The 21,535-nt window shown below is 50.7% G+C and carries 19 protein-coding genes; 12 read left to right on the top strand and 7 right to left on the bottom strand.

What is annotated here, in order from left to right; genetic code table 11:
- Positions 1 to 3 precede the first annotated feature (3 nt).
- From WKR14_RS00465 to WKR14_RS00455, 3 genes are all read right to left on the bottom strand, one after another.
- Positions 4 to 1,104: a glycosyltransferase gene (locus WKR14_RS00465; protein ID WP_101053260.1), complete on the bottom strand. Its 1,101-nt coding sequence runs from the start codon at positions 1,102 to 1,104 to the stop codon at positions 4 to 6.
- Positions 1,097 to 2,170 carry a glycosyltransferase family 9 protein gene (locus WKR14_RS00460; protein ID WP_240905016.1) on the bottom strand — a complete coding sequence of 358 codons (1,074 nt, stop codon included), beginning with the start codon at positions 2,168 to 2,170 and terminating at the stop codon, positions 1,097 to 1,099. Before WKR14_RS00460 ends, WKR14_RS00465 begins: the two co-directional genes overlap by 8 nt.
- Positions 2,171 to 2,323: 153 nt before the next feature.
- Positions 2,324 to 3,370 (bottom strand): glycosyltransferase family 9 protein, encoded by a 1,047-nt coding sequence (locus WKR14_RS00455; protein WP_165564249.1) that lies wholly within the window; start codon positions 3,368 to 3,370, stop codon positions 2,324 to 2,326.
- A gap of 85 nt (positions 3,371 to 3,455) precedes the next feature.
- On the opposite strand from WKR14_RS00455, the gene WKR14_RS00450 reads away from it, so the two are divergent.
- Positions 3,456 to 4,178, top strand: a complete 723-nt coding sequence (locus tag WKR14_RS00450; protein WP_101053266.1) for a 3-deoxy-D-manno-octulosonic acid kinase — start codon at positions 3,456 to 3,458, stop codon at positions 4,176 to 4,178.
- Here the strand turns inward: WKR14_RS00450 and waaA are convergent.
- Positions 4,148 to 5,422, bottom strand: a complete 1,275-nt coding sequence (gene waaA / locus WKR14_RS00445) for a lipid IV(A) 3-deoxy-D-manno-octulosonic acid transferase (protein WP_339087197.1) — start codon at positions 5,420 to 5,422, stop codon at positions 4,148 to 4,150. The two genes, WKR14_RS00450 and waaA, sit on opposite strands and share 31 nt — an antisense overlap.
- A gap of 119 nt (positions 5,423 to 5,541) precedes the next feature.
- Here waaA and WKR14_RS00440 point away from each other — a divergent pair, with 119 nt between their 5' ends.
- The 5 genes from WKR14_RS00440 to glpG all read left to right on the top strand — a co-directional run bounded on the left by WKR14_RS00440 (position 5,542) and on the right by glpG (position 9,853).
- On the top strand, positions 5,542 to 6,186 hold the full coding sequence (locus tag WKR14_RS00440) for a TetR/AcrR family transcriptional regulator (protein ID WP_208143363.1): 645 nt from the start codon (positions 5,542 to 5,544) through the stop codon (positions 6,184 to 6,186).
- Between the two features lie 206 nt (positions 6,187 to 6,392).
- Positions 6,393 to 7,586, top strand: coding sequence for a glycine C-acetyltransferase (locus WKR14_RS00435; RefSeq protein WP_101053272.1), 1,194 nt, complete (start codon positions 6,393 to 6,395; stop codon positions 7,584 to 7,586).
- A gap of 23 nt (positions 7,587 to 7,609) precedes the next feature.
- On the top strand, positions 7,610 to 8,635 hold the full coding sequence (gene tdh / locus WKR14_RS00430) for an L-threonine 3-dehydrogenase (protein ID WP_101053274.1): 1,026 nt from the start codon (positions 7,610 to 7,612) through the stop codon (positions 8,633 to 8,635).
- A gap of 78 nt (positions 8,636 to 8,713) precedes the next feature.
- Positions 8,714 to 9,016 carry a thiosulfate sulfurtransferase GlpE gene (gene glpE, locus WKR14_RS00425; protein WP_025888989.1) on the top strand — a complete coding sequence of 101 codons (303 nt, stop codon included), beginning with the start codon at positions 8,714 to 8,716 and terminating at the stop codon, positions 9,014 to 9,016.
- 3 nt (positions 9,017 to 9,019) lie between these two features.
- Positions 9,020 to 9,853 carry a rhomboid family intramembrane serine protease GlpG gene (gene glpG, locus WKR14_RS00420; protein WP_226565422.1) on the top strand — a complete coding sequence of 278 codons (834 nt, stop codon included), beginning with the start codon at positions 9,020 to 9,022 and terminating at the stop codon, positions 9,851 to 9,853.
- Positions 9,854 to 9,965: 112 nt separating this feature from the next.
- Here the strand turns inward: glpG and elbB are convergent, their stop codons facing one another.
- Positions 9,966 to 10,619, bottom strand: coding sequence for an isoprenoid biosynthesis glyoxalase ElbB (gene elbB / locus WKR14_RS00415; RefSeq protein WP_101053278.1), 654 nt, complete (start codon positions 10,617 to 10,619; stop codon positions 9,966 to 9,968).
- Between the two features lie 385 nt (positions 10,620 to 11,004).
- Between elbB and polA the strand changes: the two genes are divergently transcribed.
- The gene (gene polA / locus WKR14_RS00410) at positions 11,005 to 13,773 is read left to right on the top strand and encodes a DNA polymerase I (protein ID WP_335921276.1); all 2,769 of its coding nucleotides are present in this window, start codon (positions 11,005 to 11,007) and stop codon (positions 13,771 to 13,773) included.
- Positions 13,774 to 13,818: 45 nt separating this feature from the next.
- Here the strand turns inward: polA and WKR14_RS00405 are convergent, their stop codons facing one another.
- Together WKR14_RS00405 and yihA are read right to left on the bottom strand one after the other, a co-directional pair.
- A complete protein-coding gene (locus WKR14_RS00405) occupies positions 13,819 to 15,144 on the bottom strand; it encodes an IS4 family transposase (protein ID WP_117200635.1) in 1,326 nt (441 codons plus the stop codon).
- Positions 15,145 to 15,853: 709 nt separating this feature from the next.
- Positions 15,854 to 16,504, bottom strand: a complete 651-nt coding sequence (gene yihA / locus WKR14_RS00400; protein ID WP_335921277.1) for a ribosome biogenesis GTP-binding protein YihA/YsxC — start codon at positions 16,502 to 16,504, stop codon at positions 15,854 to 15,856.
- 169 nt (positions 16,505 to 16,673) lie between these two features.
- Between yihA and WKR14_RS00395 the strand changes: the two genes are divergently transcribed.
- From WKR14_RS00395 to hemN, 5 genes are all read left to right on the top strand, one after another.
- Positions 16,674 to 17,294: a c-type cytochrome gene (locus tag WKR14_RS00395; RefSeq protein ID WP_039035423.1), complete on the top strand. Its 621-nt coding sequence runs from the start codon at positions 16,674 to 16,676 to the stop codon at positions 17,292 to 17,294.
- A gap of 759 nt (positions 17,295 to 18,053) precedes the next feature.
- On the top strand, positions 18,054 to 18,740 hold the full coding sequence (locus WKR14_RS00390; protein WP_101053282.1) for a methyltransferase domain-containing protein: 687 nt from the start codon (positions 18,054 to 18,056) through the stop codon (positions 18,738 to 18,740).
- Between the two features lie 47 nt (positions 18,741 to 18,787).
- Positions 18,788 to 19,312: a Der GTPase-activating protein YihI gene (yihI, locus tag WKR14_RS00385; protein ID WP_101053284.1), complete on the top strand. Its 525-nt coding sequence runs from the start codon at positions 18,788 to 18,790 to the stop codon at positions 19,310 to 19,312.
- An 11-nt stretch (positions 19,313 to 19,323) separates the two neighbouring features.
- The gene (locus WKR14_RS00380; RefSeq protein WP_165564243.1) at positions 19,324 to 19,791 is read left to right on the top strand and encodes a DUF2489 domain-containing protein; all 468 of its coding nucleotides are present in this window, start codon (positions 19,324 to 19,326) and stop codon (positions 19,789 to 19,791) included.
- Between the two features lie 349 nt (positions 19,792 to 20,140).
- Complete coding sequence (gene hemN, locus WKR14_RS00375; protein WP_101053288.1) at positions 20,141 to 21,517, top strand: oxygen-independent coproporphyrinogen III oxidase; 1,377 nt, start codon at positions 20,141 to 20,143, stop codon at positions 21,515 to 21,517.
- Positions 21,518 to 21,535: the final 18 nt, after the last annotated feature.

Below are 21,535 nucleotides of genomic sequence, written 5' to 3'. Positions count from 1 at the left end.
CCCTTAAGAGGACTCACAGAGGCTCAGATAATCGGCAACAATTTTGTCGATAGTCACCTGCGTAAGGATCTGACTGTCGGCAAAAGGCGGATAATACTCCAAGGCTTGCTCCAACTTCTGACTTAAAGCCTTACTATCCCGTCTTGGCACCAGATATTTAGCCAATTCACCCGTTAAAATCTCATCAGGTCCATGGGGACAGTCGGTACTGATCACAGGTGTGCCGCACAATAACCCCTCGACCAGGACATTACCAAAGCCTTCATAATCGGAACTTAGCACTAATAGGCGCGCCGCCTTTATCCAGGGAAAGGGGTTGGCCTGAAACCCGGGACAGATGATGCGATCGGCCACGCCGTATTTTCTGGCCAGTTTCATCGCCTTCTTGGGATTGTTACAAAGCAGCACCAGCGGCAAAGGCTTATGCATCTTGGCAAGAGCCTGAAATAGTATGTCATGACGTTTTTGCCGTGCGACACGACCAACATGGATCAGATAGTCCCCCTTGGGAATATCCGGGTGTTCCTCTGCAGCCTTTGCCCTTATCGCTTCTATATCGAATGGATTATATATAGTACGCATACTGCGGGGAGAAATTCGCCCGCTCTGGCGAATTTCCTGAGCGATCCCCTTGGAGACTGTGATCAACGCCTGGCCGTTCAGTGCCAGCTTGGTTCTGAGCATTGCAAGGTAAGCTAATAGTCCGAGTTTACGCTCACGCTTCAACTCCTCTTCAATAGAGTTATGCACCACAATATAGAGCGGTGATACGCCGGCACGAGTTAGCAATAAATTGCTCTTGTCCAAATTAGACAAAATAAGGTCAAAACCACCATAAGTCTGTTCGAGTTCATCGAACCATTGCTTTACCCTGGCAACCGAGCGACCCAACCGCCACCAGGCAATGATATGCCGCTCACCTTCATCGAAGCAGACATGCAAGGGAATTTCCTCGGGGACTGCATAATCATAATGAGGGGTCAGCACCAAAAGATGCGGCTCATGTCCCAAACGTTTCAGTTCAGTCGCCAGGGTTAAGACTATCTTCTCTGCACCGCCACCGGCGAGGCTGTCTATAGCTAAGCCGATCCGTTTACTACTCATAATCAAGCCCCAATAGTCGCGCAATCTCCATTATGCAGATATCCAACCCCTTGGCCTCCCCCTCTTTATCCATATTGACAACTAACTGCGCTACAGTTTGTGGTTCCAACAGGCGCTGTACCTGAGTACACATGGTATCGGTCTCGATATCGCTGCTGATGGCTAAGCCCCGCTGCACACAGCTATCAATCCGCTTGGGTTGATCCTTGGAAACAGCCACAGCCAACGTTGGCACCTTAAGAGCTATCGCCTGCAGCAGGGTATCGCCACCGCTTAGCACAGCGCCCACTGCGCCATCAAGCAGGTTGATAAACTCCACGCTGGAGAGCCGATCTATACTCACTACACCCTCTAATCTAGGCAGAGGTTTAGGATAATTAGGGCCAAACACCATGACGCTGGGTATTCCCATCTTTTGATAACAGATTTGCGCCACTTGGGCAAAACGCTCAGCCGCCAGAGTTGCGCCGACATAATGACCGCCAGATCCTGCGCTATAGAGGAGATAGCCCTTGGGATTTAAGCTATATTCTTGCTGCAACTGCTGTTGCAACACTTTATCGGGTCGAGCGAAGATAGGACCGGTAAAGATGGGCTCGGCCCGCTTAATCAGGTTTAACTTAAAGCGATCGAAACGACTAATATCGCCAATCACAAACTCAGGCTGTACCACCCAATGACTGTCAGTGACCAATGCCCGCACAAGCTTCATGCCACGAGCACGTTTGCGTTTGTGTTGGCTGATAAAAACTACCTTGGCACCGCTGCGATAAGCATGTTTCAGCTGTGCTTTACGTCCTGCGGCATCGAAGACCACTAAATCAGGCTTTAACTTTGAGATCAGCTGGTTCACCTCTTTCACTCGCTTGGTGGGAGTGTCGTCAACCAGATGCGTTGGATAGGGGCAATACTTGGCATAGGGGGCGCGACTGTTAAGCACAAATTCAATCTGTGCTCCGGGCCAACGCTGCATGATCTCGTCGGCCACTATGGTGGAACGCATATATTCACCTATTCCCTCTTCACAGGAGACAGGTACAAACAGAAATTTTGGCGCCACGGACATCGACATTATCCCTAAAATAAAATGGAAAACCCCATCCTCCCTCATTGCATCACTCAACTGATGTTTGTCAGCAGATGAGCCCATCAAGCCTGAAGTTTACCATTAATCAGAAGCTCCTTACTATTGACCGGAGTATTGTTGTGGATCGCTTGATTAAGTGCTTTCGCTTGCTGGCAACAGACGATCCAATTGGGCAATTACAGGAGCCACCGGGATCATCTCCATCAGATGCGCGCCTTTGGCGCGTGTCCCCCAGGGAACCTCACCTGGATATTGCAAGGCAATTACCTCATCATAGACACTGACCACGCTATCCAAACAGGTATAAGGCCCAGTGCGTCCAGGATTGGAGTGGGCGTATAGGCCGATCACCGGTGTTCCTTGGGTCACAGCCATATGAGCAGGACCGGTATCCGGCGCCAGGACTATGCTCGCCTGTTTCAAAAGCGCCAAAAGCTGCGTCAGCGAAGTCTTACCCACCTGGTTTTCGATGCGCGCATCGCCATGTTCAAGAATGGCCTCGGCAAGCTGATACTCCATAGGAGCGGGACCGCCGCAAAGCAACACACGATACCCCTTTCCCAGCGCATGATTGGCTACTTGAGCATAACGTTCTGGCAACCAATTTCGCTCTGCCTTACTGGCGGCAGCGCAAATAATCAGTGCCTTATCCCCATCAGGGATCAACCGACGGGCAAACTCAGTATCGGCGGAGGGCACAGGAATGTTCCACTTAGGCTGAAGATCTGTCACCCCCAAAGCCTTAGCGAAGCCCATAAAGCCTTCCAATACATGGGGTGTGGCCAACGGAGCCACCTGTTCATTGGTCACCAACCATTGTCCCTCTTTGGCCCTGGCCCGGTCAAACCCTATGCGCACCTTGGCGGGGATCATCAATGAGGCTATGGTAGCCCGCAGCGCCACCTGCATGTGCAACAGCACATCGAAACGACGCCCCTTGAGCGCTCGCCGCAGATTGAAGTAACTCTTCCAGCCTTGGCCTTTGTCGAACACCACAAACTCCACCCCGGGCAGGTGTTTGAGCAGTTGATATTCTATCTTACCTATCACCCAGGTGATGGCCAGTTGCGGATACTGACGCTGAATCGCCTGCACCATGGCGACGGCATGGCAAACATCACCAATCGCCGACAGGCGCAGCAAGCAGAGAGATTGAATTTTCGCTGGGTCAAGACTCATGGACAGAATCGGCTTCTTGGGTGCAAACCCCAGATCTTAATGTAGAATAGACCCAGGTTCCAAGCTTATAACGAACAAATAGCCGATGCAGATTAAAAATACCGCCAAGGGTTGCCTGGCGCTGAGTCATGCCGCCCCACAAGCCCTGGATGAAACCTGGTTTGACGAGTCTTTTTGGCGGCAACAGCAAGCGATTGTCGGCTCATCCAAGGGGCGTTACACCACCTGGTTTGTCGAGCATGGGAAACAGCAGTGGGTATTGCGCCACTATTGGCGCGGCGGCCTGATGGAAAAGTTCAGCAAAGATGCCTACCTATTCACCGGCGTCCCCAAGACCCGTGCTGTAGCAGAACTGGCGCTCTTGGAGCAACTCTTTGAAGAAGGTTTACCTGTGCCCGAGCCAATTGCCGCCAAAGTGGAACGCTTCGGTCTCTGGTATCGGGCCGACATTCTGATCCGCCGCATTCATGGTGCCGAGGATCTGGTGGCTCTGCTGCAAAAACAGGCCATGTCGCGCCCTCAGTGGCAACAACTCGGCGCCTTGATTGGCCGTTTCCATCAGCGTGGTGTCTACCATGCCGATCTCAACGCCAAGAATATTCTCAGCAGCGACCAGGGCTTTTATCTGATTGATTTTGACCGAGGAGAGCTGCGAACCCCGGCCGACGGTTGGCAACAGGCCAATCTCAGTAGGCTGTTGCGTTCCTTCAACAAAGAAAAACGCAAACAGCCCGAGCTGCAATTTACCGAAGATAACTGGCAGTGGCTGCTGGAAGGCTACCGCGGCTCAGCTGACAACAAAGCCTGAGCCAACCGCAATTGCTTCTGCAGTGCTCCTCTGTTGCTGCTAACCACTTCCAAGCCGGCTTGGGCGGCACGATGTCTCGCGTTGCTGTCCTGCAACAGTGCCGTTATGCCACTCGCCAGCGAGGCGGCATCCTCAACTTGCAGCAAGGCCCCGGCATCTTGCAACATGCAGGTTATCTCGGCAAAGTCCCAATGATGGGGGCCGACAAAGACCGGCAAGCCCAAGGCCGCCGGCTCCAGCGGATTATGCCCGCCATTGGTAATCAAGGTGCCGCCGACAAAGGCCAGATCGCCGCAGGCATATAACCCCAGTAACTCCCCCATGGTATCCCCCAGCAGCACCTGAGTCCCGGCAGCTAGCTCATGACCACTGCTGCGCCGCACATAGGCAAGCCCGGCCTGCTTGATTGCCGTGGCGGCATTATCGAACTGCTCCGGGTGTCTCGGTACCATGATCAACAAAGCCTCGGGCCACAGCGCCAACAAGCGTTTATGGCACTCCAACATGGCGGCAAATTCCCCAGGATGAACACTGCCGGCAACCCATACCGGGGACGAGGCGCGCCCCCACAACTGCCTTTCGCCTCTGGCCTTGGTTATCTTGTGCTGATCCAGCTGCAGGTCGAACTTGAGGCTGCCGCACACACTCAGCTTGTCGCCGGCTATCCCGAGGGCGATAAAGCGTTCGGCCTCGGCTTGAGTCTGCACGGCCACCTTATCCAGCAGTTGCAACATGGGCAGGCTAAGCCCGGCCCACTTTTGGTATTTGGCGGCCGACTTGGCCGACAACCTGGCATTGGCCAGCATGATGCCGGCACCCTGTTTTTTGGCCTGATGCAGTAAGTTGGGCCAGAGTTCAGTTTCCATCACAATCAGGTTTGCAGGCTTGAGCCTGTTTAGAAAACGCCGCACACACCAGGGAAGATCGAACGGCAGATAACAATGCTGCACTGTGTCACCAAATGCCTTGAGCACCTCACGGGAACCTGTGGGACTGGTGGTCGTTACCGTGACAAATAGATCAGGGTTGGCTTGCATCAATGCCTTGATCAGCGGCACAGCTGCCAGGGTTTCCCCCATGGAAACAGTATGGATCAACAGGTCTGTCGGTTTGGCCTTGAACAAGCCGAATCGTTCACCCCACCGGCCACGGTAATCCGGGCTTTTCAAGGCCCTAAATGCCAGATACAGCAGTAAGAGTGGCGACAACAGATACAGCAAGAGTGAGTAACGACTAAGGTTCATTGGCGGGATAATTGAGTTTTGCCTGATGGATTGTCACAATGCTAGCATAATACCCGAAGCAGCATAACCAAGAGCCATTCGCCGGATTGCGGATGATGCCGCAACCATTTAGGACTCAGATGAAAACCCGCGATAAAATCATCCAGGCCAGCCTGGAACTCTTCAACGAACACGGCGAGCGCTCCATCACCACCAATCATATCGCGGCCCATCTGGGAATAAGCCCAGGCAATCTCTATTACCACTTCCGCAACAAGGAAGACATTATTCGCTGCATCTTCGCCCAGTATGAAAATCATCTGGACCTGGGGTTTCAACCCTATGAAGACAGGCAAGTCGATGTCGAGTTATTGATTGGCTATTTCGATGCCATGTTTTATACCCTGTGGCAATTTCGCTTTATGTACGCCAACCTGGCCGACATCCTCAGCCGCGATGAGGCCTTGAAAAAGCGCTATCTGGAAGCCCAGCAAAAGGTGTTGACCCGCTCTAGTCACGTACTGCAACAGTTGTGTCAGGATGGCTTTCTGCAGCTGGAGCAAGACAAGATCTCCAGCCTGGCCGATACTATCAAGATGATAGTCAGCTTCTGGATCAGCTATCAGCTGACCCAATCCAGCATAGCCAATATCACCAAGTCTTCACTCTATGAAGGCCTGCTCAGGGTGCTGATGATCTTTAAAGCCTACGCCACCCCCAGTTCCACCTCGACCTTCGAGCGTCTGGAGCAGCACTACCAAACTTTAGCCCACCAGCAAGACTAACCCTACTGTCTTTGGTCTTTGGCATCTGTCATTCAGATGCCTTTCTCCTTCTCGGATTCCCTAGTTTTTCTCATCTGAAACAAGCACTAGCCCTAATCTGATTTATCCCTGCCGACCCAGCTCAAAAAAGAGTGTTGAGCCATTGGCTTTAGGGTTAAAATGCCACCACTCCAATAAACAGAATAATCCAATCAAGGAGACTTAAGGTGGCATCTACCTCATTCTACGATCAGATCAACCAACAGCTTGCTGACGTCAAGGCCGAAGGCCTGTACAAGAGCGAACGTGTAATAGTTTCTCCACAGCAACCGGCCATTCGCGTCAATGAAGCAGAAGTTATCAACTTTTGCGCCAACAACTACCTGGGGCTGGCCAATCATCCTGAATTGATCAAGGCGGCGCAGGCCGGATTGGCAGATCATGGCTTTGGCATGGCCTCGGTACGTTTTATTTGCGGAACCCAGGATATTCACAAACAACTGGAAGCCAATCTATCCGAGTTTCTCGGCATGGAAGATACCATCCTTTACTCCTCCTGCTTTGATGCCAACACAGGTCTGTTTGAAACCCTGCTGGGCCCGGAAGATGCCATAGTGTCGGATGCCCTGAACCACGCTTCTATCATTGACGGTGTTCGCCTGTGTAAGGCCAAGCGTTTCCGCTACGCCAACAATGATATGGCCGATCTGGAAACCCAACTGATCGCCGCCCGCGATGCCGGTGCCCGCCATATCTTGATAGCGACAGATGGAGTGTTTTCCATGGATGGGGTTATTGCCAACCTCAAAGGTATCTGTGACCTCGCCGACCAATACGGCGCTCTGGTCATGGTCGATGACTCCCACGCCGTTGGCTTTATCGGCCAGAACGGCCGCGGCACCCACGAATATTGCGATGTGATGGGGCGCGTCGACATCATCACAGGCACCTTGGGTAAGGCGCTGGGCGGCGCTTCCGGCGGCTTTACCGCGGCCCGTAAAGAAGTCGTCGATTGGCTGCGTCAGCGTTCACGTCCTTACCTGTTCTCCAATTCACTGGCGCCTTCCATTGTCAGCGCCTCGATTCGGGTGCTGCAGATGCTCAAAGAGGGCCAGGAACTGCGCGAAGCGGTATGGGAAAACAGCCGTTATTTCCGTGAAAAAATGGCTGCAGCCGGATTCACCCTGGCCGGAGCCGACCACGCCATAGTGCCGGTCATGCTGGGTGATGCCAAGTTGGCCAGTGACTTCGCCAACCGCCTGTTGCAGGAAAATATCTATGTTATCGGCTTCTCCTTCCCGGTTGTACCCAAGGGACAGGCCCGTATCCGTACCCAGATGTCGGCGGCTCATAGCCGTGAACAGCTGGACAAGGCCATCGAAGCCTTCACCCGAATCGGCAAGGAGATGGGTATCATCTGATACCTATCCCATGGAGTAACATGATGAAAGCACTGAGCAAACTCAAGCCTGAACAAGGCATCTGGATGGTAGACGCGCCCAAGCCAGAAATGGGCCATAACGATCTGCTGATCAAGATCCGCAAGACCGCCATCTGTGGTACCGATGTGCATATCTACAACTGGGATGAGTGGTCACAAAAGACCATCCCGGTTCCTATGGTTGTCGGCCATGAATATGTCGGCGAAGTGGTGGATATGGGCCAGGAAGTGCGTGGCTTCAATATTGGTGACCGGGTGTCAGGCGAAGGCCATATCACCTGTGGTCACTGTCGCAATTGCCGTGGTGGCCGTACCCATTTGTGCCGCAACACTGTGGGTGTTGGGGTTAACCGCGAAGGCGCCTTCGCCGAATACCTGGTGATCCCGGCCTTCAACGCCTTCAAGATCCCCGATGATATCAGCGACGATCTGGCCGCTATCTTCGACCCCTTCGGCAACGCGGTACACACTGCGCTGTCGTTCGATCTCGTCGGTGAAGATGTGCTGATCACCGGAGCCGGCCCCATAGGCATTATGGCCGCCGCGGTTTGCCGCCATGTCGGTGCGCGCCACGTGGTAGTTACGGATGTCAACGAGTACCGTCTGGAGTTGGCCCGTAAACTGGGGGCGACCCGAGCCGTCAATGTGGCCAAGGAAAAACTCGAAGACGTAATGAGCGAACTCAACATGACAGAGGGCTTCGATGTCGGCCTGGAAATGTCCGGTGTGCCGTCAGCCTTCCACTCCATGCTGGATACCATGAACCACGGTGGCAAAATTGCCATGTTGGGGATCCCGGGTGGCGATATGGCGATAGACTGGAGCAAGGTCATCTTCAAGGGTTTGGTGATAAAGGGCATCTATGGCCGGGAAATGTTTGAAACCTGGTACAAAATGGCCAGCCTGATCCAGTCCGGATTGGATATTGCACCTATTATCACTCACCATTACAAAGTAGATGACTTCCAGCAGGGCTTTGATGCCATGCGTTCGGGTCAATCCGGCAAAGTCATTCTCAGCTGGGATTGATCCCCAAACAGGGCGCTGTACTCATGCAGCGCCCTGATGCACACTGTTAATAAGCACTACCTCTTTTACAGGCAAACTATGTCCAGTTACCAACACCTTTCTGTCGTTCAACTCCAGCAAATGATGGCCGAAGATGCCGAGCTGCAGATAGTCGATATCCGCGATCCGGCCAGTTTCGAGACGGCCCATATTCCCGGCGCCGTTCGCCTCGGTAATGACAATCTGGCCGACTATCTCAGGGACGCCGATATGGATAAGCCCTTGGTGGTTTGCTGTTATCATGGCATCAGCAGCCAAAGTGCCGCGGAATATCTGCAACATCAAGGATTCGATGAGGTCTACAGCCTGGATGGCGGTTTCGCTGCCTGGCCGAGGGACTGAGACATGGAAATCGGCCGCCTCCCCAACGAACGCGCCGCCCAGGCGCTGGTAGACTACCTCAAGGGTGAAGGGATCCCCTGTCGCATCACACATCTGGAACAGGGGGTGGCCATCCATGTTATTGAGGACACAGACCAAGCCAAGGGGCGCAAAGCATTTCTCGACTTTGTCCAGGATCCGTTAAACCCCAAGTACTTGCAGGCCTCTTGGGATCATGGCGACAACCGAATCCGCTTTGACTATGGCGCGCCATCGCTGCAACTGCTGAGTCAATTTATTACCGGCGCCGGACCGCTGACGCTGATCATTCTACTGGTCTGCATAGCTATCTTCGCAGCCATGAACCTGGGCTACGGCAATCAGGTTTTCGAAGCCCTGGCTTTCTTCGGCGCCACTTCGGATGCCGGTTTCAGCCAATTCTGGCGCTTATTTACCCCGAGCCTGCTGCACTTCTCGGCGCTGCATATCACCTTTAACCTGCTCTGGTGGTGGGTCTTGGGTGGCAAAATAGAAAACCGTATCGGCATTGCGCCACTGCTGACTCTACTGCTGGTCGCCGGCACTTTGCCCAATATAGTGCAGTACTATCTCAGTGGCCCCAACTTCGGCGGTCTTTCCGGGGTTGTATATGGCCTGGTGGGTTATACCTGGGTCAGCGGCCGCATGAGCCCAGAGAAAGGCATAGGCCTGCCACCGGCCATGATGGGCTTTATGCTGCTGTGGCTGGTACTTGGCTTTATGGATATGTTTGGCCTTTCGATAGCCAACGGCGCGCATCTAGGCGGGCTCTTGGTCGGGCTGGCCCAAGGCTGGCTCGACAACCGCAAGAAAAGCTAATCCTATGTGGCTCAGGTTTGTACACGCCAAAGTCATTCTGCACAGCAGGTTACAGTAAAAAGAGGGAGCTCAGGCTCCCTCTTGAATAGGTTCAAAAGAACTTGGACAGGGCTTAGGCCAGCTCCAACACCTTAGCCACCAGCTTTTCAATACCACTATTGGCCTCGGCAATGGAACCTGCCAGCATGTAAGCTGGGGTGCTGACTATCTTGCGCTCACTGTCGACCACAATTTGATCTACCTTGGCATTTTGATGTTCACCGCCCATGGCAGTAAAGGCCGCTGCGGTTTCGGCGTCCGTCCCTATGGTGCCTTTGGCCCCCTTACCATAGAGGCCCGGGATCATCACAGGCGCGATACAGATAAAGCCCACCACCTTTCCGGCACTGATAAAACGGCTGATAAATTCACGCACCGGGGCGGCAATCTCACTATTGCTGCCATTTACGGCAAAGTTACAGAGGTTTTTGGCGGCCCCGAAGCCTCCAGGAATGATCAGGCCGTCGAAGTCGGCCAGATTCAACTCGGACGTCGCCTTGATATCACCCCGGGCAATTCGAGCAGCCTCCACCAACACATTGCGCTGCTCAGTCTCCACGACTTCACCCTTGAGATGATTGACCACATGCATTTGAGGAATATCAGGGGCAAAACATTGGTACGCTGCGCCGGAGCGAGACAGGGACAGCAGGGTCAACACTGCTTCGTGGATTTCACTGCCGTCGAAGACACCGCAACCACTGAGAAGAACTGCAATTTTTTTCATTAAAAAATCCCTCTTATGTCATTTAGGTTTAACAAACCAATTACAAACTGGTTGATCTGATTAAAAAACATGCTAACTTAATTCATCGTCTCTGCTAAGAGGCGATTTTTACCGCTACCAAGGTGCAAATCTGGAAAAGGAATTTAAAAAATCCACAACCGATAAGATTTGGTAAAACTTTTACCTGACTCACAAAAAAACAAATAATAAATAAATATCAACAAGTTACAAAAACAACTTCGAGTTGTTCTCTACAGTGTTTCTCTATGTTGATTTTTTCACTCACAGACTTATCCACAGGCTGAGGGTGATTTTGTCATGGCCGAAAATGCCTTGGTATGGCATGCTTAGCAGCACTTAAGACAGCTTAGATTGAAACAAAACTATGCCAACAATAGCAGAAAACCCCCTCGTCCTTGTGGATGGTTCTTCCTACCTCTATCGGGCCTACTATGCGCCGCCTCACCTGACCAACTCCAAGGGTGAAGCAACCGGGGCGGTTTACGGCGTAGTCAACATGTTGCGCAGCTTGCTGGGCAAATACAAGCCACAGCAGATGGCGGTTGTGTTTGATGCCAAAGGCCCCACATTTCGCAACGATATGTATACAGAGTATAAGGCTCATAGGCCTCCCATGCCTGATGATCTGCGTAGTCAGATAGCGCCTCTGCATGCCATCATCGAAGCCCTGGGCTTACCACTCCTATGTATTCCCGGCGTAGAAGCCGATGACGTGATAGGCACTCTGGCCTCCCGGGCCAGTAAAGAAGGACGTGCCATTCTGATCAGCACAGGTGATAAGGATATGGCGCAACTGGTGGATGACAATGTCACCCTGATCAACACAATGACAGACACCATAATGGGGCCGGAAGAGGTCACCAGTAAATTTGGCGTCGGCCCCGAGCTTATCATCGACCTGTTGGCACTGATGGGCGACAAGGCCGATAACATCCCGGGATTGCCTGGTGTGGGTGAGAAAACCGCGTTGGCCATGCTGACAGGGGCCGGTGGTGTCGCCAAGCTACTGCAGCAACCGGATTGTGTCACAGCTCTTGGCTTCCGTGGTGCCAAGACCATGGCTAAGAAAATCATCGATAATGCAGAAATGCTGCAACTCTCTTACGATCTGGCGACCATCAAGACAGATTGCGAGCTGGATCTGGACTGGCACCAACTCAATATTACGGCCCCCAATAAAGACCAACTGACACAGCTTTATGGTGAGATGGAGTTCAAACGTTGGTTGGCAGAAGTTCTGGATAACAAGATACCGCATCCGTTGGCGGTCAATACTGCAATGGCTGAAACCCAGGAAGAAACTGCACCCCAACTCGCCATAGAGACAGAATACGAAACCATACAGACCGAGGCTGCCCTGGAAAAATGGCTAAAAAAGTTAACCGAGGCCGAACTGATGGCGGTAGATACCGAAACCACCAGCCTCAATTATATGGATGCCGAACTGGTAGGACTGTCTTTTGCAGTCAAGGCAGGAGAGGCAGCCTATCTACCTCTGGGGCACGATTACCCGGAAGCCCCCGAACAACTACCTAGAGAACAGGTATTAGCGAAGTTCAAACCGATCCTTGAAAACCCTGAGATCAAGAAAGTCGGTCAAAATCTAAAATATGACATCAGTATTCTGGCCAATGCCGGTATCAAGCTGGCCGGTGTCGCCTTCGATACCATGCTCGAATCCTATGTCTTCAATTCAGTGGCATCCAGGCACGACATGGACGGGCTGGCACTCAAATACCTGGGGCACAAATGCGTCAGCTTCGAAGAGATTGCAGGCAAAGGCGCCAAGCAGCTGACATTCAACCAGATCCCACTGGAAACAGCATCGCCCTATGCCGCAGAAGATGCCGATATTACCCTTAGGCTGCATCAACACCTATGGCCCAGGCTCGAGCGGGAGCAAGAGTTAGCCAAGGTTTTCACTGAACTTGAGTTGCCGCTTATTCAGGTGTTGTCACAGATGGAGCGCGACGGCGTGCTGATCGACAGTATGCAATTGTCGCAACAGAGTGATGAGCTGGCGCAAAAAATAGATGCGCTGGAGCAAAAAGCCTACGAGATCGCCGGAGAGAAATTTAACCTCAGTTCCCCCAAACAACTGCAGGCGCTGTTCTTCGAAAAACTGGGCTATCCGGTAATCAAGAAAACCCCGAAAGGTGCGCCATCCACTGCCGAGGAAGTCTTGATAGAGTTGGCTTTGGATTATCCATTGCCAAAGATTATTCTCGAGCATCGCAGCCTGACCAAACTCAAGAGCACCTATACAGATAAGTTACCGCTGATGATAAATGGCAAAACCGGTAGAGTGCACACCAGCTACCATCAGGCCAACGCCGCTACCGGCCGTTTGTCATCCAGCGACCCTAACCTGCAGAATATCCCTATCCGCACCGAAGAGGGGCGTAGAATTCGTCAAGCCTTTATCGCACCTTCAGGACGCAAGATTTTGGCCGCTGACTATTCACAAATTGAGCTCAGGATCATGGCTCACTTGTCCCAGGATGCCGGGCTACTGGCAGCATTCGCCGAGGGTAAAGACATTCACAGAGCAACTGCGGCTGAAGTCTTTGATGTGGCGTTTGAAACTGTCACCCCAGAACAGCGTCGCCGCGCCAAGGCGGTTAACTTCGGTCTGATTTATGGCATGTCGGCCTTTGGCTTGGCGCGCCAACTGGATATTCCCCGCGCTGAAGCACAAAGCTATATGGATACCTACTTCAAGCGTTATCCCGGCGTGCTCAAGTATATGGAAGAGACCCGAGCACTCGCCGCCGAGCAAGGCTATGTCTCCACACTATTTGGTAGACGCCTGTACCTACCGGAAATCCGTGATCGCAACGCCATGAGGCGTCAAGCTGCGGAACGGGCTGCAATCAACGCTCCTATGCAGGGAACAGCCGCTGACATCATCAAGAAAGCGATGATCAAAGTTGCCGACTGGATAGCCTCTGACACCAAGGGGGAGATCACCATGATCATGCAGGTTCACGATGAATTGGTGTTTGAGGTGGATGAAACGAAAGCAGAAGAGTTGCAACAACAGATCTGCAAACTCATGGCTGAAGCCGCTACCCTGGATGTCCCTTTGCTAGCCGAAGCGGGCCTGGGTGATAGCTGGGATCAGGCACACTGATAACCCACCTACTTCATCAAGAGCCATCCTTCGGGGTAATGCCGTTCACTTAGTGTGAACGGCATTTTTCTTAGGCTTAATGGGATACTTGTTTTTACTCATTTTTAACGCACGTGGATAGGCTCTATCCCGTTTCCCATCAAGCTTGAACTGCCTCGCATTACGCACTATGTCCAAGACATCTCTCGGGACATTCCCAGGCGTTTGAGATGACAGCTGAGTCAGTTTAAAAATGATATAACTCGACGCATCTCTAAAGCTTAATTGGTTCGGATGTAACGACGGTAAGCTTTTAGCCATCAACACCATCTTGTATCTGATGAGGTTATAGGCCAACAGTACTCCCCACAATTCTTGGATAACCAGCTCTGGCAATTGACTGCGTAACGTAAAGCGACTCTCCAGAAGATGCTGCTTCATCTCCCGATAGCCCACTTCTATCTCCCATCGATGGGCATATAAATCCGCTATCTCTGCCCCCGGATAACGCAATGGGTCCGTTAATGACGTCAAAATGGAAACCGACTTACCTTTTATCGTCTTCGTCAGTAAGCGAGCTTCAATATTGTCAGGCAGCATAGGCCACTTCTTTCTGGCTTGAGGCGTGGTGGTTAACCGCACCAGTTGGTCGTGTTTTCCTAAAGAGCGTACCACTTCATATTGTGTCCCTTTCTTCAACGGCAGCAGCCAGTGACTGTTAGGTTGAGCCTGTTGCCAGGCGTGCAAAAGTCCCAACGAATAAAAGCCTCTGTCAAACAGCGTCAGGCTGTTATTGGGGATGCTTGATATCAATTCGGCGGCTAAATTCATTTCACTGACAGCAACAGAATCAAAGGCACTGTTCAATACCAAGTGGCTGCTTAGCTCCATCATGCAAACCATGCGAATTTGCGGATAGGCTGCATCACCAGAAGCGTTGGCAGTTTTGGCAAAGGCCTGATTGTTTTGCTCGCTATCAGGTGTTCGCCACACGACACCATCGACCCCATAGAGGTTAAGCCCACACCAATGAGGATGCTCTGCTCTTTCATGCCAGGTCTTGGCACTTCGCTTAAACACATCCCGAACAACATCAGAGCCCAGCCGTTTGCGCGCTTGCGTGACAGCACTGCGAGCAACGTAATCCACCTCTTGAGGTAAGACGATATCAAGCTTATTGATGAGTGAACGGACGGACTCGCCTCTGAACAGAGCCATACCAATCACCGCCCAAATCATGGCATCCATAGGTAACTTACGTCGCCTTAAACTGGCAACACCATGTGAATCAAGGCACGACTGAATTAACTCAGGCTCAAGCACATCGGCCAGACAGGTGAATTCGGTAAGACGATTGATATGAGTACGCGCCAAAGCTTCTGAAAGTTGCATAAAAAAATCCGATGACATGGGGTCATCGGATTTTGATCCTTTCAGTGAGATCGTCAAGCGATCTGTCTTAACTGATCGGCATTATCCTTCGGGGTGGCTTTTTCGTATTTTGAACACAACGCAGTAATTATTCCCGCTTATTATCGTCACTAGCCAACCTATCTGAACTGAAAACAACACTTTCCGGCAATTAATCGACAAATGCGTGCTAACAGATTGCATTTTAAGCTCATTTCTGTAATTCACAGATCAAAAATTGCTGTTTCAACCAAGATTTCTTGTGATCGACTCCACATTATTGTCGTATTTTTGAAAAAACAGTTTTCCCATTAAAGATAAATGCAGTATTATTCTCGGCGTAGGGTACAGAGGTTAAGATGTTCTATCTTTCAGACCTTTATTTCACTTTTAGTGATCAGCCAAATTCTGGCGCCCCAGCAATCATTTGCTGGGGCTTTTTTTCGTCTACAGTATTTTTTAGAGCAATTACTTTAAACCTGATTCGATTCGCGCTATGCTACCGTCATTGAGAGCCATCGAAGTCCAAGTTTGATGGTACTTGAGTCTTGTTGAAATTTTAGCTTCTCCCCAAAAGAGCTAAGTTAACCGGTGACTGAGTCACCGGTTTTTTTTGTCCTGATTCTCCCAGCACAAACAACAGATACAAAAACGGCAGCCTCCATGGCTGCCGTATAGTGGTTTGGGTCCATCATCCTTGTTCGTTGTCTTCTAGCTCCAACCAGGCTGGATGGCACCACTCATCCAGAATTGCCAAAACCTTAGGTTTCCCGGTGCCCTTCAATGAAGAAAAAGGCTCGACTCTGACCCAATCACCAAAGTCAGCCAGCGCTTTACGTACCTCATTGACCGTTTTCATCTTGGCACTCTGTGGCAACTTATCTGCCTTGGTCAGCAGCGCCAACACCGGGATTTCACTGGCAACAGCCCATTCAATCATCTGCAAATCCAAGTCTTTCAACGGATGGCGAATATCCATCAGCACCACCACACCACTCAAGCAAGCCCGCTTTTGTAAATATTCACCCAAAGACTCCTGCCATTTAAGCTTCATGGCCAATGGTACCTGAGCAAAACCATAGCCGGGTAAATCCACCAAACGGCGCTGCTCATCGAGCTCAAACACATTAATCAGTTGGGTACGGCCAGGAGTTTTACTGGTTCTGGCAAGGTTTTTCTGCTCGGTCAAAGCATTCAAAGCACTTGATTTACCGGCATTTGAGCGACCAGCAAAGGCGATTTCCACGCCGGTATCGCCAGGTAAGTGCTTGTCCAAATGGGCAATATCAGGCGCGCTGATAAGGAATTTTGTCTTGCGAAAATCGATACGAGTTGCTGTCACTTCTGACTCCGGAATTTTGCTGGGTGATAGCATAAATATTGAAGACTTGCTTACTTTTCCACGTTTTCGTGTAAAATATTAGCCCGATCACATTATTTGTATTTTACCACGCTTGCGGGTCACCCTAGTAAGCTCAGGACAATAATTTAACGAAAGAAGTTGGAACGCCATGAAAAAGTTAGCCCTTGCGCTGTCTGTAGTCGCCGCCATATCTTCACCTGCGATTGCTGAAGGTAATGCTGAAGCGGGAAAAACCAAAGCCATTGTCTGTTCTGCCTGCCACGGTCTTGATGGCAACAGCATGATCGACATGTATCCCAAATTGGCCGGTCAGCATACAACCTATCTGCAAAAACAGCTGCGGGAGTTTCGTAGTGCAGCTCAAACCGGTGGCAAGGATGGCCGTATGGATCCTATCATGGGTGGGATGGCGGTAGCCTTGAGCGATCAGGATATTGCCGATGTTGCAGCTTATTTTGCCAGTCAAACATTACAAGTTGCTGAAGTAAAAGATGTTCCTGATGCCGGCGAAAAGCTGTTCAAGGGTGGTGATATGTCTCGTGGCATAGCCGCTTGTTCTGCTTGTCACGGTCCTGAAGGTAAAGGCAGCGAACTGGCCGGTTTCCCGGCTGTTGCTGGGCAGCACGCCAACTACATCAAGATCCAGTTGAATAAGTTCCGTGACCAGAGCCGTCATAATGACCTAAACGGCATGATGCAGGACACAGCGAAAAAGCTGAATGATGCAGATATTGATGCACTGGCCAAGTACATCTCCAGCCTGAAGTAATTTTTGCTGTAGCTTGGAAAAGGGTGAAGTTTCACCCTTTTCTTAAGCCACAATGTTTACGTTTACGTAAACTGAGAACATTAATGCTTGACACAGATCACAGATTTAGGTTTAATGTGCCCGTACCGAGATAAACCCATCTGTTTGTATAAAAACTTTACCAACAACATTCAGGTTTCGGTATAATTTACATTCAAGATATAAGAATAAAGCAAGCCAATAACAATAAGACTACTAAGACCACTCGCAAATAATAATAATGAGTCGAGATTTCAGTTTGAAATCCAGGTCAATAAAAGTAAGGAACCGGCGATTTTGCCAAACCGCTTTTTAGCATTGTCCTTACGAATTAACAGGGGAACTTGCTCCAACAGGAAGATGTTTGCAGGACTCAAACATTGGCACGGGAAGCAACGCGCTTTGGATGCACTGGCTGGAAGCTTGTTATCACTGGAAGGTACTTGGTAGACAAGGATGGTCTGTTAGGCGTCACAGAAGACGACTGAATAATGATGAGTCAATTGGCCATCGCTATTTGCAGGAAACCCAAGAAAGTGTCTGGAAGACCGATAACGAGAAAAACTGCAGGGAAAGCTGTCAAAAAAAGAAGGATATCGACCGGGAAAGTCGCATAGCAAGTAAGGAAACTTGAAATCAGAATAGGGTGTTAGTTAGCACCATCATAAGGCGGCAGCCATACTGCCGCCTTTTTTTATGGCATAATTTATTAACCACCATTGAGCAGATCTGAATTAGTCCATGCGTCGCTGCCCCCTGTGTCATAACGATCAGGCTGAACTCAGCTTTCAAGATAAGAAACGAGGTTTTTATCTCTGCCCTGAATGTCGGCTGTTGTTTGCAGACTCCAGCAGTTACCTGTTACCCGATGCCGAAAAGCAGCGTTACGGCCGAGCCCGCCAAACAGGAAAGCAAAAGCAGTTGGCTCGCTTTATCCACCCCTTGTTGGATCAGCTGCAATCTTTGCAGCCAACGCCTTTATTTGGTCTCAACTTTGGCCGAGTGCTAAGCGAGGATGGCCTGAAACAGATCCGCGACGCCGGTCACCATTTACAACAGTTCGATCCCTTTTTTGCAGCAGACCACCAGTTACTACATCACCAATATGACTTTATCTGTTGTTTTCGGGTATTCGAACACTTCAGGACCCCGGCCAAAGAGTGGAGCTTAATAGAAACCCTTTTGAAACCAGGTGGTTGGCTGGCCATATCCACCCCACTACTGACCTCTTTAGCCGCGTTCCCCAAATGGCATTACAAAAACAATCCAACCCATGTCAGCTTTTATCAGCAGCAGACATTTGCTTACTTGGCATCTCAGGGCAAATTTAGGCTAATATTTGCAGCGCAGGACTTCATCTTGATGCAAAAAACATCAGGATCTGCTATAACACGCGACCTTGATGCAGAACCGCCGCTTGTAGACTGAACCCGGCACGGTTCGGACGCAACCAACTACTTTTTATCGAGAGAATTATGTCCCGTAGTAAAAAGACCCGCAAAGTCGGCGAGAACAACCCCAAACTGGCCCCCAGAAGCAAGAAATCTGAGCGCGCTCCGGCCCGTAAGAAGCAGGACTCTGGCAATAAGGCGGGCAGCCGCCAGAACCCTGCTGCTCCGAAGGGGCAAAAACGTGCTGGCACTGACAAACAAGATATCCGCCTTGGCAGCAAAAAACCTGTCGCTCTGGATATAGTCAAAGAAAAGGTTGCACAGCCCAAACAACCCAAACTGACCGATGAACAGTTGCTGCTGCAACTGGAGGAAGATCCGCGCCTGAATAAGCTGCTGGATCAGCTGGAAGAAGGACGGGAACTGGCCGCCGATGACCAGCAATGGCTGGAGCGGCAATTGGCCAAGATTGAAAAGCTAATGGAAAAACTCGGCATTACCGATTTGGATCAGAGCGATGAAGCCCCAGGCAAGGGTCATAGCGATGACGAGTTGCTGGAAAAATTCGAATCCGGTGCTGAACTTCTGAAACAATACCAAGACAACTAACGGAGGCCGGGATGCAGTTTATCCTCATCATCTTAGCCATGTTGATCATCATAGGACTGAGCGCCTATGCCACAGTGTTGCTGCTGCGTCTGAGGAAACAAACCCAGGCCAGAGAGCTGGCTATGGCTGAACAAAAGGCCGCTATGGAAGCGAAACAGGCATCCCTGCTTGCAGATATCCGCTATATTGCTGCCGCCATGACGGAAGAACGTTGTGAGTTGTCTGAAGGGGTAGTTAGAATCGTCAAACTGTTCGATCTGCTATCGCTGACAGAGAGAGTCAGTGGTGACTACCCGGATGTATTTACCCATTTTGAGCGTATCAAGGATCATCCCATTCTGGAGGCTAGGGCTCAGTTACCCAAGCAAGAACGGATGCGGCTCGACCTGGCCAGGATGAAGTCTGAAGCCGAGTTAGAGCAAGGCATATTGGCCGACGCCAAAAAACTCTCCGAGTTTCAGCTCAAACCAGCTCATTAGGCACCAACTGCCGGCTTGCTCTCAGCAGTCGGCAGCACTTTATTCCCCCCCCTAACTCTTCGCCCCCAAAAATCAGCCCCAAACATCGGAGGCCTGTGTTTTGCTTACGCCTGAGTTCGCAGCCTTGTTTTGCCGTCTCAGCCAAACAATAATCAAACCTGCTGAATCTTTTCTCTGGCGTGAGTCGGTGCACAAAACCTCAATAAGGAAACAGACATTGAAAGCATTTTCAGGGATATTTCTTAACGTTTGCTTGTGTACATATAATTTTTACAACCTGGATCAAGGTTATTTGAGCAATAACCCTGCATACTTCGCTCATTGCTAATTTACTGTCGGAGGACACGCCTTGAAGCAGCCCACTCATATCAGCTGGGATCAATCAATGATCGAGAAATATAACTACAGCGGTCCCCGTTATACTTCCTATCCAACGGCGCTGGAGTTTGACGACTCATTCACAGAAGGCGATCTATTGTCGGCCATAGCCGGCAGCAAAAGTGACAAGCTATCTCTGTATATTCATATCCCCTTCTGCGCCAAACTTTGCTATTACTGCGGCTGCAACAAGGTGATCACCCGGCATCAGCACAAAGCCGATCAGTACATAGAGTACCTGGCAGCCGAAATCGTCAAGCGGGCACCTCTGTTCAAACACTACACTGTGACTCAGATGCACTGGGGCGGTGGTACGCCGACTTTCCTTAACCCAGAGCAAATCATCAAGTTATCGTCACTGTTGAAAAGTCACTTCAACTTTGCCGAACAGGGTGAATACTCTATCGAAGTCGACCCTAGAGAAATCGAACTGTCTATGCTGGATGCCCTTAAAGAGGCCGGCTTCAACCGTATCTCCATCGGAGTGCAGGACTTCAATAAAGAGGTTCAGGTAGCAGTTAACCGTGAACAGGATGAAGACTTCATCTTTGCGCTGATCAAAAAGGCCAAAGAGATGGGCTTTGTCTCTACCAACGTCGATTTGATTTACGGCTTGCCTCATCAAACACCGGAAACCTTTGCCGAAACCATTCAGCGAATTCTGGATCTGTCACCCGACCGTCTGTCTGTATTCAACTATGCTCACCTGCCGGCCCGCTTCGCGGCGCAGCGGAAAATTAAAGATGAGCACCTGCCCAGCCCACAACAGAAGCTGGACATGCTGCATCAGACTATTGAGACCCTGACCGGCGCCGGCTATCAATACATAGGCATGGATCACTTCGCCAAACCCGATGATGAGCTGGCCAAGCTGCAAAGAGAAGGCCGATTGCACCGTAACTTCCAGGGTTATACCACCCAAGAAGAGTGCGACCTCCTTGGACTAGGGGTGTCATCCATCAGTCAGATTGGTGACTGTTATGCGCAGAACCAAAAAGATATTCGCCCTTACTATGAAGCCATAGATGAGCAGGGTCACGCTCTGTGGAAAGGCTGTAAACTCAATCGTGATGATGAAATCCGTCGCGCGGTGATCAAGCAGCTTATCTGTCACTTTGAGCTTGATATGGCCAAGATGGAGCAACAATTGGGGATCCAGTTTGAAGACTACTTCGCCGAAGATCTCAAGCTGCTGCAAACCTTTATCGACGATAAACTGGTTAACATTGAAAACCGTCAGATCAGCATCAGCCCAACCGGGCGTCTGTTGATCCGTAATATCTGTATCTGTTTCGATGTCTACTTCCGAGAAAAGGCACGTCAGCAACAGTTCTCCCGGGTAATTTAACCCTGAGTAGAATAAAAA

It is taken from the genome of Shewanella chilikensis (assembly GCF_037953065.1).
Lineage (GTDB): Bacteria > Pseudomonadota > Gammaproteobacteria > Enterobacterales > Shewanellaceae > Shewanella > Shewanella chilikensis.
The sequence above is the reverse complement of the archived record's forward strand: the minus strand, read 5'-3'. Positions and strand labels throughout refer to the sequence as shown.